The organism is Fundidesulfovibrio putealis DSM 16056, from assembly GCF_000429325.1.
GTDB lineage: Bacteria > Desulfobacterota > Desulfovibrionia > Desulfovibrionales > Desulfovibrionaceae > Fundidesulfovibrio > Fundidesulfovibrio putealis.
The window spans coordinates 338,163-352,385 of record NZ_AUBQ01000003.1; the positions used below are offsets into that span (position 1 = coordinate 338,163).

General features: G+C 68.0%; 9 protein-coding genes. 3 read left to right on the top strand and 6 right to left on the bottom strand.

Annotation, left to right across the window (positions count from 1 at the left end):
• The first annotated feature begins 22 nt into the window (after nucleotides 1-22).
• Nucleotides 23-2,029 (top strand): hypothetical protein, encoded by a 2,007-nt coding sequence (locus tag G453_RS0101655; RefSeq protein ID WP_027189636.1) that lies wholly within the window; start codon nucleotides 23-25, stop codon nucleotides 2,027-2,029.
• On the opposite strand, the gene G453_RS25880 is transcribed toward G453_RS0101655, so the two are convergent.
• Nucleotides 2,030-3,088 carry an FkbM family methyltransferase gene (locus G453_RS25880; protein WP_051271404.1) on the bottom strand — a complete coding sequence of 353 codons (1,059 nt, stop codon included), beginning with the start codon at nucleotides 3,086-3,088 and terminating at the stop codon, nucleotides 2,030-2,032.
• A gap of 160 nt (nucleotides 3,089-3,248) precedes the next feature.
• On the bottom strand, nucleotides 3,249-5,048 hold the full coding sequence (locus G453_RS0101665; RefSeq protein ID WP_027189637.1) for a 6-hydroxymethylpterin diphosphokinase MptE-like protein: 1,800 nt from the start codon (nucleotides 5,046-5,048) through the stop codon (nucleotides 3,249-3,251).
• A gap of 130 nt (nucleotides 5,049-5,178) precedes the next feature.
• On the opposite strand from G453_RS0101665, the gene G453_RS0101670 reads away from it, so the two are divergent.
• Complete coding sequence (locus G453_RS0101670) at nucleotides 5,179-5,988, top strand: glycosyltransferase family 2 protein (RefSeq protein ID WP_027189638.1); 810 nt, start codon at nucleotides 5,179-5,181, stop codon at nucleotides 5,986-5,988.
• Nucleotides 5,985-7,268 carry a radical SAM protein gene (locus G453_RS0101675; RefSeq protein WP_235731664.1) on the top strand — a complete coding sequence of 428 codons (1,284 nt, stop codon included), beginning with the start codon at nucleotides 5,985-5,987 and terminating at the stop codon, nucleotides 7,266-7,268. The genes G453_RS0101670 and G453_RS0101675 overlap by 4 nt, the downstream gene beginning before the upstream one ends.
• A 78-nt stretch (nucleotides 7,269-7,346) precedes the next feature.
• Here G453_RS0101675 and secA read toward each other — a convergent pair whose 3' ends face one another.
• From secA to G453_RS0101695, 4 genes are all read right to left on the bottom strand, one after another.
• A complete protein-coding gene (secA, locus tag G453_RS0101680) occupies nucleotides 7,347-9,860 on the bottom strand; it encodes a preprotein translocase subunit SecA (RefSeq protein WP_027189640.1) in 2,514 nt (837 codons plus the stop codon).
• Between the two features lie 40 nt (nucleotides 9,861-9,900).
• Nucleotides 9,901-11,142: a (Fe-S)-binding protein gene (locus tag G453_RS21790; RefSeq protein WP_051271407.1), complete on the bottom strand. Its 1,242-nt coding sequence runs from the start codon at nucleotides 11,140-11,142 to the stop codon at nucleotides 9,901-9,903.
• Nucleotides 11,143-11,247: 105 nt separating this feature from the next.
• Nucleotides 11,248-12,630 (bottom strand): FAD-binding oxidoreductase, encoded by a 1,383-nt coding sequence (locus G453_RS0101690; RefSeq protein ID WP_027189641.1) that lies wholly within the window; start codon nucleotides 12,628-12,630, stop codon nucleotides 11,248-11,250.
• Nucleotides 12,631-12,644: 14 nt separating this feature from the next.
• Nucleotides 12,645-13,988 (bottom strand): dihydrolipoyl dehydrogenase family protein, encoded by a 1,344-nt coding sequence (locus G453_RS0101695; protein WP_027189642.1) that lies wholly within the window; start codon nucleotides 13,986-13,988, stop codon nucleotides 12,645-12,647.
• Between the last annotated feature and the right edge of the window lie 235 nt (nucleotides 13,989-14,223).

A 14,223-nucleotide genomic window follows, 5' to 3' on the forward strand; every position in this document is an offset into this window, starting at 1 on the left:
CGCGAGTTTGGTAGCACGAACCATGGCCCCTCTGGTGTATTCCTTCGCCGTGTTCGATGCCTGCCTGGTGCGTCTGCACGCCCGCCCCCTGGACCAGCTGTTCGCCCTGGCCGCGCGGGTGCTGCCGGGGACTTCCGGCAGGCCCGGCTGCGGCCCTGCCGGGCGCGAGGACCAGCACGAGTTCGTGCGCATGCGCCTGCGCGCCGAGGAGGAGGCCCGCGACGGCCCCGGCCTGGAGGCCGCGAGCCTTGGCCGGGTCTACGAACGCTTCCCCCGCCACAATCCCTGGGACCTGGACCCCGAGACCCTTTTCGCCACCGAGCTTGAAATGGCCCTGGCCGGAGCGCGCCCCGTGCCCAGGGTGCTGGAGCGGGTGCGGGGCCACATCCGCCGGGGCGAGCGCGTGGTCTACCTGACGGATTCCATCCTGCCCGGTCCGTCCCTCAGGAGGCTCCTGGAGAGCCACGGCTTCGCGGGCGAGGTGTACGCCGCCGGGGAGCTCGGCAAGCGCAAGGGCACCGGGTCGCTGTATCTGCACATGCTGGCCGCAGAGTCCTTGGACGCCGCACAGCTCAGGCACGTGGGGTCCGACCCTGTTCTTGACGCCAAAGTCCCAAAATCGCTGGGCATCCATGTTGATCCCATCGCCGACGTGCGCTTCACCGGACACGAGGAGCGCCTGCTCAGCCAGCAGCGGGCCTGCGCTCCCGAAGCCTCGCGCGTGGTGGCTGCCTCCCGGCTGGCCCGCCTTGGCGGCGAACCGTCAGAGCCCCTGGCCCAGGTGCGCTCCCTGGCCGCTTCCGTGGCCGCTCCGGCCCTGACCGCGTTCACGGCCTGGGCCATGACCGACGCCGCTCGCCGGGGCGTGGAACGGCTGTATTTCCTGGCCCGCGAAGGCCAGGTGCTGGCGCGCCTGGCCCAGGTGCTGCGCCCGGTGATCGGCGGGCCGGAGCCGCGCTACCTCATGGGGTCGCTGGCGGCCTGGACCGCCCCGCTGCTCTCGGGCCTTTCGCGCACAGACCTGGACTGGCTGGCCGCCGAGGGGCAGTCGCGCCGCCCGGCGGACCTGCTGGCCCGGCTCGCGCTCACCCCTGAAGAGCTTCTGGGCGCGTCCGGGCGCAGCATGCCCGCGCTGCTCTCCGAAAAGCCCCTGGGGGACGAGGACCTTTCTGCCCTGTGGGATCTTCTGGAGACCCCGGGGTCGCGAAAACTCCTGGCCGCAAAGGCCTCACGCTCCGGGGAGATGCTGCTGGACTATCTGGCCAAGGAAGGCGCGCTTGAAGGTCCGGCCCTGGCCGTGGCCGACATGGGCTGGACCCTCTCCACCCAGCGCGCCCTCAAGATGGTGCTGGCCGAGCGGGGCATCGGGGTGGAGGGCTGGTATTTCGGGCTGGCCAGCTCCAGGCTCGGGCGCATGGAGGCCGGACCGCACCACGCCCTGTTCATGGAGCGGGCGGCGCAGGCCCTGCCCGGCTCCATCGAGAGCGTGCTGTTCCGCAACGCCCTGCTCATGGAGCGCGCCTTCACCAGGGGCGACCACGGGCGGGTGCTGGGGTTTGAGCGCTCTTCGGGAGGCGTGCGCCCGGTGCTCGGGCCGGAACCACCTGGCGTGGACTTCGCGCGGGAGATCCAGGAGACGGCCCTGGCCTTTGCCCGCACCCTGGCCGGGGGCGGCTGGGGAGAGGAGACCTTCACGGCCTTGCAGGAGACCTCGCGCGAGTCCCTGCGCCTGTTCCTGCTGGAGCCGGACAACGCCCAGGCCCGCGCCGTGGCCTCGCTGCCGGGTCTGGATGTTCCGGGCGACGCTGATGGCAAGGAGGCAAAGGTCGTTTTGCGCCGCATCGGCCTGCTGGACGTGGTCCGGGCCTGGCTCGGCGGTGCGGGGCTGCGTCTGGCCCCCCGCAAGCCGCCCCGCTGGATCGAAGGGTCGGCGGCGCTCTCGGCCGCGTGGCTGCGTCCCTACCTGCGCAGGCCCCGGCTCATGTCGCTCTTGCGTGAGCACTTCTCGCAGGCCCGGCAGGAGCAGTGATCACGCCCGGCAGTAGAGCACCGTGTCCAGGTGGTCCGGGGAGTGATGCCCCACGTACAGCCGGTACTCCGGCACAAGTTCCCTGACGAAAAGCGGCAGCTCCCACAGATCCTGGAACTGGTGGTACAGGCAGATCTGGAGCCTGGGGCGAAAGCGCCGGATGGTCTCTCTCGCGCCTTGCAGCGCGGCCAGTTCCGCGCCCTCGATGTCCAGCTTGATGAGGTCCAGCCTGTCGATGCCCTCCCGCTTCACGAAACTGTCCAGGGTGAGGGCCTCCACCTGCACGCTCCCCTGGCCTACCCGATTCCCGTGCGACATGGCGAAGGACTCGAAGAAGGACACCTGCCCGTCCTGGTTCCACAGGGCGGCCCGCACCGGGTGCACGCCCGCGCAGTCCAGGCCGTCCGCGCAGGCTTGCAGGTGCGCGAAGGATTCGGGCGTGGGTTCGAAGCAGTGGATGTTCCCCTGCGGCCCGGCAGCCTTCAGGAACAGGGCCAGGGTGTCCCCGGATGCCGCGCCGCCGTCGACGATGGCATCACCCGCCTGCGCCCTGACCTGCGGATGGGCGTACATGGGGTAGGGGCTCAATGCCGGAAACGGCGTGCCGTAGAAGCGGAAACGCAGGACGTCGGCGTAGACGCGCCGCGATTCTTCGTCCGCCAGGGAGGCGAGCACCTGCTCGAAGTCCCCGGCGCGTTCGCGCAGAAGGCGCAGGGGAGGGCGCTCGGCCAGCGCGTCCTGGTAGATGTCGTCAAAGCCCATGGCTGTAAGCTGTGCAAATATTTCCTGCCGGGCGAAGCTGCAAATCAGCACGGGGAGGTCCGGCGAGTGCGCCCGGAGCGCCTCCGGCGAGATGACCGGCAGGCCGTCCATCACGGTCCCCTGGCGGCAGGGGTTGTTGTCCACGAAGCATTCCACGCGGATGTTCATGGCTTCGAGCCGCTGCCTGCACCGCCTGCCGCGCTGGCCCGTGCCGAACACGGCGAAGCTTCCGGGCAGCTCCTGCTCGAAGGGGTTGAAGGGCCTTGGCGTGGCTCGGGCCGTAATGAAGCTCTGCATGGCCGACTCCGGAGGGAAACATTGGCTTGTGGGATGACGCCCGGTGCGGAAAGCAATTGCCGTGCCGGAACAGGGGGTTGGACTCCTGTCCGGCTGTGCCGGGCCTGGGGCGGAGCCGCGGGTCGCACGGGCCGGAGCGTGAGCCGTACGCGGACCGGGTTCAACCCGGCTGGACTTTGCTGGCTCTCTGGTGCTGATCCCGCAGGATTTTCAGCAGCGCCGCGCACATGGCGTCCATGGCCTCCAGGAAATATCTGGCCGCTTCCATTCGCTCGCCGTCGCCTGCGCCCTGGAAATAGGCCGCGTGGAAGCGGGCGTTGTCGAAGTCCCCGAAGCGCTGCAGCATGAACGACGTGTTGTCCTTGTCGCTGCCCGCGATGAAGGCGTCCGCCGCTCTCAGGTCCGCTCCAGCCTGGCGCGCGTCGAGCTGTTTGTTCTTCCAGCGCAGCATCTCCTGGCGGATGTAATCGAGCACCCGGTCGCGCCTGCCGGTCAGGTCGCTTGTGCCGATGGCCGCGAGCTTCCCGGCCAGTCCGGGGACTTCGGGCAGCGCCGGGTCGGGGTCGAAGACGATGCCCGGTCCCTTGAGGATGCTCGCCGCGCATAGATTCACCACGGTGAGCCCGGCCTGGCGGATGCGGTCCGCGAACCACTGGGCGGCGTCGAAGAAGTTGAGCGTGGTGAACATGGGGCTGCCGTCCGCCGCCGTGACCGGATACAGCTCGGGCCAGCGGCGGGTGAGGGCAAGCTCCGTGACGCCCGAGGCGTGGGCCTCATGCTGGCTGCCGCGCGCGTAGTTCATGGCCAGGGGATCGGGCGAGGAGAGCTGCACGCCCGCCAGCACCGCCCTGGCGCAGCCCAGGTACTCGGCCAGGGCGAAGGCTGTGGTGATCACCGACCCGTGCAGCAGCAGCGAGGCCCGCTTGGGGAAGGGCTGGCCGGGGAAATTGCCGAAGAAGTACGTGCGGCCAAAACACGGCCCGCCCGCTTCCGCGCTTCCTGTCGTGGACAGGCAGTGGGCCGCAAGCCGGGTGCCCGGCAGCGGCGGCAGGCCCGCCAGGGTGGGCTCGGAGTCGGTGGAGGTGTCGTTTATCACCACGAAGTCCGGGGTGATGCCCGCGCGCAGCAGGGGCTTCACCGCGCTGTTCACGGCGATGAGCACGGCCCGGTCGCGGTTGGCGCGGATGAATCCCAGGCTGTCGGCCAGGGCAGGCCCGGCAGCGGCCAGGATGGCCGTGTGCCCGGACAAAGAGCCCAGAAGGTCCTGGAGCACGCCCCCGGTCAGGCAGGGGGTCAGGTTCTCGTAGAGGTGCTTCAGGCGGTCGTAGACGTAGTCGCGCGTCATGGCGCGCAGCGGCAGGCCCCGGATGGTGTCCTGACTGTCCAGGCTGTAGATGACGTTGCGGTAGTAGAACAGCTCGATCAGCTCTTCCACGCGGCGCACGTAGCCGGGCATGGCCGCGGCCAGCTCCGGGATTGCGAAGAACAGCGGGTAGCCAAGGTTGCACATGGCCTCGGGCAGCATGGACAGGAGCGGCACGGCGAGCTGATCCGGGTCGCCGCCCACGAAGAACACGCCCCGGTTGGCCAGCTCCCAGGGTTTGACCCCGTCGAGGTATTCGCGCAGCCGGTCGAGGTCCGGCTCGAACACCAGGCAGACCCCTTCGCTGCGCGCAAGCGCGGCGTCCAGCTCCGGGGTGTTTCGCGCGCCGATGAACACCAGGAAGCGGGTGCGCGCCTTGGCCTGATCCAGGGTGGTCCCGGCGGGCGGCGTGGCAAAGACCTCGGGCCCGGCGCCCCCGGCGAAGGGCCGCGCCAGATCGGGCCTGCAATAGTCCCACAGGGCGTTGTGATGATGGTAGGCGTGGTGCGCGCTCTCCGGATCATCCTGTACGGCGGGCAGGCTCTCTGCGCTCATGGCCAGAAGGCCCAGCTCCTGGAAGACGATCAGCGATTTCATTTCGCGAGCCTATCCCATGGCTCCCTCGGAAGGCAACCGATTGCCTTGCGGGAGTGCTTCTTGCAATATGCCGGGAACGCGGCGGATTTTGCCGCGCCCCGACCAGAACCCGAACCCCAGGCGGAGACGCATGAAAGCATCGGTTGTGGTGCCGACCTTCAACCAGGCAAAATATCTGGCGGCATGCCTGGACTCCCTGTGGTTCCAGGATCACACGGACCTGGAGATCATCGTGGTGAACGACGGCTCCACCGACGACACCCAGGCCGTGCTGGCGGATTATCAGCGCCGTCTGGAGTCGGACAGCGTCTCCTTCGCCAGCTTCTACGAACCGGACACCGACGTGCTTAAGCGCGTGCATCATCCGCGCTATCCCTCGGCTGGGCGCGCGCTCACGGTCATCACCCACCCGGAGAACCGAGGGCTGGCTGCAGCCTTGAACACGGGATTCGCGGCCTGCGCGGGCGAGGCCTGCACCTACGTGCCCTCGGACGACTGGTGCATGCCGCACATGATCTCAACGCTCGCGCGGGCGCTCGAAGCCACCCCGGCGGATTTCGCCTTTGCTGACATGCTCATCGTGGACGACGCCTTCCGGGTGGTCAGGCGTTTCGATCTGCCGGAATACAGCTTCCGCCGCTCCTTCGCGGACTGGTACCTGTGCGGGGACGCCAAGCTCTACCGCCGCGCGCTGCATGAGCGTCACGGCTTCTACGACGAAGCGCTCCTGGCGCACGACCACGACCTGTTTCTGCGCTTCGCCATGGGCGGCGCGCGCTTCACCCACGTGTCGCAGGCGCTGTTCGCCAAGCGCGACCACGCCGGGGGGCGCGAGGTGCACATCCACGCGCCGCAGAACTGGCAGCGCCTGATAAACGAATCCAAGGCCCTGGTGCTAAAGGCGCGGGCGCACCTGGACGAGACGGAGGGCAGAGCGTGACCAGCCCCGATTCCTCAAAAGCGGCTCAGGCCGAAAAGCCAGCCGGAAACGGCGGCGTGGCAACCGAAACGCCAGACCATTACCTGCACCAGCCCGGCGCGCCCGCCCGCAGCGGCGTCCTGGACCTGGGGCTCAAGTGCGTGCACTCCTGCCGCTTCTGCTACTACTCCTTCTTTGAGGGCTCGGAAGACCAGTTCGCGCCGCTTCGCAAGGCCGGGCTGCGCGCCACGGCGGACTGCAAGGAGATCCTGCGCCTGTTCAAGGAGCAGGGTTTCAAGCGCTTCGACGTCACCGGGGGCGAACCCACCCTGCACGAGGACCTGGCCGAGATCATCCGCTACGCCCACGACGAGCTTGGCCTGTCCTCGCGGGTCATCACCCTGGGGCAGCTTCTGGGCAAGCCCGGAAAGCGTTGCGCCAAGTATCTGCTGGACGACCTGCTGGATGCCGGATTGTCGGATTTTCTCTTCTCCCTGCACGCAGTGGACGAGGCCGTGTTCAAGGACTTCACCGGAGGAAGCTTCGAGCGCCTGCGCCGGGTGATGAGCCATCTGGACCGCGAGGGCATCCAGTACGGGGCCAACTCCGTGGTGTTTCGGGGCAACACCCCAATGCTTGAGGACATCGCCCGCGTCAGCAGCGACCACGGCGTGTTCCAGCACAACTTCATCCTGTTCAACGCCTACCACGCCTGGTCCGGCTCGGCCAAGGCCGCAGGCGTGCAGGAGTCCTACCGGGCCATCGAGCCCAGACTCTCGCGGGCCGTGGAGATACTCACGCGTGCGGGCGTGGCCGTGAACATCCGCTACGCGCCGCTGTGCGCCTTTCCGGAGCTGCGCAGGCACGTGGTCGGCGTGATGGGCCAGCAGTTCGACCCCTACGAGTGGCGAAACCGGGCCTGCAACCCGGACCGCGAACCGGCCTACTGCGCCCAGGCCGTGGAGCTGCCGCCGGACGGCGTGAGGCCGCCGCACGTGTATGTGCCCCTGGAAGAGACGCTGGAGAACGGCGTGAGGCTGATCGGGCGGCGAGGCGAAGCCTTCACGGTGTTCGCAGAAGCCTGCGGCGGATGCGCGGCGCGCGGGGCCTGCGACGGCCTGAATCGGGGGTACCTGGAACTCTACGGCGACGGGGAGCTGCGGCCGTTCGCGTCCCTGGAGACGCGCGGGCCGCTGCTTCAGGACCGCCTGGACTACCAGCGGGCCTTCGTGGTGAAGCTCGGCCAGAAGGCGGACATGAGGGGGCTGATCGCCCAGGCCGGGGGCGGCGGGCAGGGGTGATTTCGAGACGGGATGTACATGGAGAATGAACTAAAAAGGGGGGCTTTCGCCCCCCTTTCAATATCGCGTCAGTAGCCGCTACCCCTTGGCGCCGCAGCACTTCTTGTGCTTCTTGCCGCTGCCGCAGGGGCAGGGATCGTTCCTCCCCACCTTGGGGGCGGAGCGCTTGGTGGGCTGGGGCTTCTTTTCGGTGCCGTCGTCCGCGCCCTGGAACTTCAGGTCGGACGCCTTTTCCTTGTGCACGAACTCCTCTTCCCGCACTTCGGCCTTGATCTGGAGCCGCGACAGCGACCGCACCGTGGCCTCGGCGATCATGCCCAGCAAACCCTGGAACAGCTCGAAGCCCTCGCGCTTGTACTCCTGCTTGGGGTCCTTCTGGCCGTAGCCGCGAAGCCCGATGCCGTCGCGCAGGTGGTCCATGTTCAGCAGGTGTTCCTTCCAGTGCTTGTCCAGCGCTTCCAGCAGGAAGTAGCGCAGGATCTCGGCGTAGTGCTCGGGCGCGGCGGCCTTCAGGCCCTCGAAGCGGCCCACGATGGCGTCGCGCAGCTCCTGCTTGGTGGGCACGCCCGCGTCGAAGTCCCAGCGCAGGTTGAAGATGTCCTCCAGGCGGGCCTTGGCGATGTCGATGTTCTCCTGGTCCGGGCCCTGCTTGGAGAAGGTCAGCGGATCGTAGATGTCGTCCAGCAGGTCGTCCACGAACTCCAGGAAGGAGTCCTGCGGATTCTCGGCGGCCATGTAGTGGCGGCGGCGCGAGTAGATGACTTCGCGCTGCTGGTTCATGACGTTGTCGAAGTCCAGGAGCTGCTTGCGGATTTCGAAGTTGTGCCCTTCCACGCGGCGCTGGGCGTTCTCGATGGCCTTGGAGACCATGCGGTTCTCGATGGCCTCGCCCTCCTGCATGCCCAGGCGCTCCATGATGGAGGTCAGGCGGTCGGAGCCGAACAGGCGCATGAGGTCGTCGTCGAGGGCCAGGTAGAAGCGAGACATGCCGGGGTCGCCCTGGCGGCCGGAGCGGCCGCGCAGCTGGTTGTCGATGCGGCGCGACTCGTGGCGCTCGGTGCCCAGGATGAACAGGCCGCCAAGCTCCTTGACGCCCTCGCCCAGCTTGATGTCCGTGCCACGGCCCGCCATGTTGGTGGCGATGGTCACGCGGCCCTTGTGTCCGGCCTCGGCCACGATCTGGGCCTCGCGCTCGTGCTGTTTGGCGTTCAGCACCTCGTGCGGGACACCGGCCTTTTTCAGCATGCCGGACAAGAGCTCGGACTTCTCGATGGAGATGGTGCCCACCAGGACGGGCTGGCCCTTCTTGTGCAGCTCCTTCAGGTCCTGGGTGATGGCCGCGAACTTCTCGCCCTGGGTCTTGTAGATCACGTCCGGGTGGTCGATGCGCACCATGGGGCGGTGCGTGGGGATGACGGCCACTTCCAGCCCGTAGATCTGCCTGAACTCCACTGCCTCGGTGTCGGCGGTGCCGGTCATGCCCGAGAGGGTGTTGTACATGCGGAAGTAGTTCTGGAAGGTGATGGACGCGAGCGTCTGGTTCTCGCTCTCAACCTTCACGCCTTCCTTGGCCTCAAGGGACTGGTGCAGGCCGTCGGAGTAGCGCCGTCCCGGCATCAGGCGGCCCGTGAACTCGTCGACGATGACCACCTGGCCGTCCTTCACGATGTAGTCCACGTCGCGGGCGTAGAGGTGGTGCGCGCGAAGCCCCTGGAGCACGTGATGCTGGAGCGAGATGTTGGCCTGGTCGTACAGGTTGTCGATCTTGAAGATCTCCTCGACGCGGGCCACGCCCTCGTCGGTGAGCAGCACCGTGCGGGCCTTCTCGTCCAGGGTGAAGTGCGCGTCGCGCTTGAGCATGGGGATCAGCGCGCTCACGCGGGAGTACTGGGCCGTGGACTCCTCGGCGGGGCCGGAGATGATGAGCGGCGTGCGCGCCTCGTCGATAAGGATGGAGTCCACCTCGTCCACGATGGCGAAGTTCAGCTCGCGCTGGACCAGATGTTCCTTGTAGAACTTCATGTTGTCGCGCAGGTAGTCGAAGCCGAACTCGTTGTTGGTGCCGTAGGTGATGTGCGCGCCGTAGGCCACCTGGCGTTCCTCGTCGGTGAGGCCGTGCACGATGGTGCCCACGGTCAGGCCCAGGTAGTTGTAGATGGAGCTCATCCAGGCAGCGTCGCGCCGGGCCAGGTAGTCGTTCACGGTGATGAGGTGCACGCCCTTGCCCGAGAGCGCGTTCAGCACGGCGGGGAGGGTGGCCACCAGGGTCTTGCCTTCGCCGGTCTTCATTTCCGCGATCTTGCCCTGGTGCAGCACCATGCCGCCGATCATCTGGACGTCGAAGTGGCGCATGTCCAGGGTGCGCTTTCCGGCCTCGCGCACCAGGGCGAAGACCTCGGGCAGCATCTCGTTCAGGGCGCGGCCGTTGGCGGCCTCCTGCATGAGCTCCGCCACGCGCGACTGCATCTGGCCTTCGTCCAGGGCCTGAATCTGGGGCTCCAGCGAATTGATCTTGTCCACCGTGGGGGTGAGGCTCTTCAGGTAGCGGTCGTTCTTGGACCCCACGATCATTTTCAGCAAGCTTTCGAACATTGTGTCTCCTTGAGGGTGGGGCGATGGCCCCAGGCCCGGCTCAGCCGGGCGAGCGCAGCGTAGTGTCCTGCGCCGTATCTATAATTTCCAGCCAGTGTCCTACGCCGACCCCTTGGGGCGCGTTGGCGCGCAGCTGTATGACGCAACCGGAGCATCCGGTGAGTATCTGCTCGCCGGGGCGCGGTCCATAAAATTCCATGCAGCTTCGGGCCACCTGGTCAGATAACTCCGGGGCGGAGAGCTTGAGCGATCCGCCGAAGCCGCAGCACAGGTTCTTTCTGGTGCGGGCCACCAGCCTGTCGCCAAGCACCGTCTTCAGAAAATCCAGGTCCTGGCCGCCGCCCGCGCCGTGGCAGGGGGCATGGTAGTGGATTTTGTCGGGCGCGACGGGCAGAAATTCGTACTCCACCCGCGAGGCCAGGGTGGAAAAGGGAACAAGCCCCGCAAGCCAGAGGTCCTGCTCGCCGGGCTGCCAGCCCAGATCGCGCGCGGCGTAGGCGCGCAGGCCGCAGCGGCAGGTGGCGCAGAAGCTCATGAGCTCCGGGCGCCCGGCCTCGCGCCATGCCTGGATGTTGTGCAGCTGCATGCCGCGCTGGGCGTCCATGAGGCCCGCGTGGCCGAGCGTGCAGCCGCAGCAGGCGAAGTCGGGCTGCGGGAGCACCGTGAACCCAAGGCCGGACAGCAGGGCCGAGGCGGTCCGGGTCCAGTGGGGCTGCACGTGGGACCCGACACAGCCGGGGAAGAGTACGGCTTTGCGGCCCATCCCGCAAGCATCGAAGCGCACGGGCCTGAGCCAGGGTTCGAGCCGCGCGCGCTGGTCCATGGCCGCTAGCCCGCTTATGGCCGCGTAGTTCCGGGCGAAGCGGGGCGCGAAGCGCGTCAGGGTGACCATGAGCGGCCAGAGCACCCCGGCCTTCTCCACCCAAGTGCGCCACAGGCGCGATTCCAGGTTCGGATGCGCGGCCTTCAGGCCCGACAGCAGGTCCGGCGCGCAGAGCTTCATGGGGCAGGCCTTCTCGCACTTGCCGCAGGAGAGGCACTTTCCGGCCAGCTCCACCACGGCCTTCTCCGCCAGTTCGGGGGATGCCTGCCCGGCCAGGGACGTAAGCTGCTGGGCCAGGAAGAACTTGGCCTTGGGCGAGAGCTCCTCGCGCCCCGTGGCCGCGAACAGCGGGCAGACCTCCAGGCATTTGCCGCACAGGATGCAGGGGGAGGGCTTGGCTTTGGGGCCGTCCGGGCTGTGGTCGCAGTGCAGGCCGCCCGGCTTGTTCGTAAGGTCCATCAGGGGAAACGTCCTCGAAAATCGTCAAGGCAGTTTACACGGCTGGTCAGGGAGAACCAACCATTGAAGTATGAAAACATGTTCATGTTTTCCTGGGGCGCAACGCTAGTACGCCTTTCCGGGGTTCATGATGCCGTGCGGGTCCAGCGCGAACTTTACGGCCTGCATGGCCGCCACGGCCTCGGGGCCGCGCATGCGCGAAAGCCAGGCCAGCTTGGTGAGCCCCACGCCGTGCTCGCCGGAGATGGTCCCGCCAAGCGCGATGGTCATCTCCAGCACGGCCTGCTTGGCGTCCAGGGCGCGGCGGGCCTGATCGGCGTCCGAGGCGTCGTGCATGATGTTCACGTGCAGGTTGCCGTCGCCCAGGTGCCCGAAGGCCAGGATGGTCAAGGACAGCCCGCGCCCGATCTCCCGGATGCGGCGCACGGCCTCCCCCACGGAGCCGCGTGGCACGGCGATGTCGTCCGAGAGCTTGTCCGGCCCGTACTGGTAGGCCCCCTGGTTGATCTGGCGGCGTGGCTCCCACAGGGCTTCCTCGTCCTGCGGGGTGCGCGCCTTCTGCAAAAATGCCGGGCGCAGGGGCTCCACGGCGCGCAGCAGGCGGGACAGATCCGCCCGGACCGCCTCCTCGGAGCCGTCGATGGCCAGCAGAAGCGCCGCCTTGGAGCCGTCCGGCCAGGGCGTGGGGCCGAGCTTGCCCAGGGCGAACAGCACCTCGGCGGGCAGAAACTCCAGGGCCGTGGGCAGGATTCCCGCGGCGAACACGGCCTTGGCCGCGCCGATGGCCGCTTCCTCGGAGGCGAACACCGCCAGGAGCGAGGCGCTGGCCTCGGGCAGGGGGATGAGCTTCAGCGTGGCCTGGGTGATGAGCGCAAGCGTGCCCTCGGAGCCCACCAGCAGGCGCGTGAGGTCGAGCCCCGCCACGTCCTTGTGGCAGCGCGAGCCTGTTCGCAGCACGCTGCCGCCGGGCAGGACCGCCGTCAGGCCAAGCACCCAGTCGCGGGTGGTGCCGTACTTCACGGCGCGCATGCCCCCGGCGTTCTGGGCCAGGTTGCCGCCGATACTGGAGAAGCGCGCGCTGGCCGGGTCCGGCGCGTAGAGGAGCCCCTGGGCCTTGCAGGCGTCCTGGAGGTCCCCGGTGGCTACGCCGGGCTGACACACGCACAGGAAATCGTCGGTGGAGATGTCCAGGATGCGATTCAGGCGCGAGGTGCTGACCACGATGCCGGGCGCGAGCGGCACGCAGCCGCCCACCACGTTGGTGCCGCGCCCGCGCGGATAAATGGGCACGCGCTCCAGGTGCGCGAGCTTCAGAAGCTCGGCGGCCTGTTCGGTGCTCTCCGGGCGCACCACGGCGGCGGGGCTTGCGTGTTTGCGGCTGGCGTCCGCGCCGAAAACGGCTGTCTCTTCCGGCGAGACGAGCAGGGCGTCGCCGGGAAACAGCGCCTCCAGGGCGCGCAGGACTGAGGGGGGGAGTGCCGGTTTCATGTGGTGCGTGGAACCTACCCCAGCATGTAGCGCAGGGTGTACCCGAAGGACGGGTATGCCCAAACCATGTCCATGATTTGGGCAACGGTCAAGCCCTGGCGCATGCACAGGGCCGCCACGTTGACCACCTCCTCGGCGTCCTCGCCCAGGTAGTGCAGGCCCAGGAGCCTCCCGCTGGCGGGCTCCAGGACGGCCTTGTAGCCGCCGTGGCTTTCGCCCAGGCGGGTCAGCTCCGACCAGGTGAGCCCGATGGCGGTCTTCACCTCGTAGGCGATCCCCTTGGCTTTGGCATCTTCCTCGGTCAGGCCCACTCCTGCCAGTGTGGGGTGAGTGAACGTCGCGCTGGGTATGATGGAATAATCGGGCTTTCGGTGGTCGCCGCGCAGGATATTGGCGGCCACGATGCGCCCCTCCATAACCGCAGTGGGCGTCAGCTGGTAGCGCCCTGCCGCGTCGCCTGCTGCGTAGACGCGCTGGTTGGTGGTCTTCAGGTATTCGTCCAGCACCAGCTGGCCGCCCTGGGTGGAGATCTCGGCTGCGGCGGGGTCCAGGCCGTCCAGGTCGGGCACGCGGCCCGCCCCGTGGACCACGAGGTCCGCCAGTACGGACTGTTCGCCGCCTGGGCCCAGGCGCAAGAGCAGGCCGCCTGCGGTGCGCTCGATGGAGTGGGGCGGCGCATTGTACAGCACGTCCACCCCCAGTTGCGAGGTGGCCGTGCACAGCTGGCGGACCAGATCGATCTCGAAGCGCTTGAGGCAGCGCTCCCCGCGCACGGCCACGGTGGCCTTGGCCCCGGCGATGGCCGCGATGTGGGAGAACTCCATGGAGATGAAGCCGCCGCCGATGAAGGCGATGCGCGCGGGCAGCTCCTTCAGGTTCAGGAAGTCGTCGCTGGTGGACACGAGGTCCGCGCCGGGAAAGTTAAGGGCGCGCGGGCGCGAACCCGTGGCGATGATGATGTGCGAGGCTTCCAGCGTCTCGCCGTCCACCTGTACGGAGTCGCGCCCGGTGAAACGCGCGCGTCCGTAGTAGAGGTCGATGCCGGACATCTCATAGGAGGCCTCGGCGCGGGGCGGCACGCTGTCCACATAGCGCTGCTTGAGGGCGGCCAGGGTGGGCCAGTGGATGGACACGGCCCCCTGCACGCCGTTCTGGGCCTGCATGTCGCGAATGCGGGCCACGGCGTGGGCGGTCTCGGCCAGCACCTTCTTGGGCTCGCAGCCGCGCAGGGCGCAGGTGCCGCCGAAGTCGCCGCCCTCGATCATGGCCACGGTGCGGCCCTCGGCCTTGAGGGCCCGCGCGACCGTTCCCCCGGCAGCGCCGGAACCGATGACGACGGCGTCGTAACGAGTGGACATGTGGCCTCCTGTGGCGATGGGTGAAGCCCGTATGCTTATGGGATTAGGCCACTTTGCGGGTTTGGACAAGCGCGGAGGCGGCTGGCGGGCAGGTGTGTGCATTGCGTGGGTCTGTGGAACCTGGGCGGACTGGATGGGCGGCAATGCTGAAAAGTGAGTTATACTCACGAGGTCGGGATTATTCTTTGTTGCGTGTGACAACAATACGTGTGATTGATAGGAAGGCTTACTATAC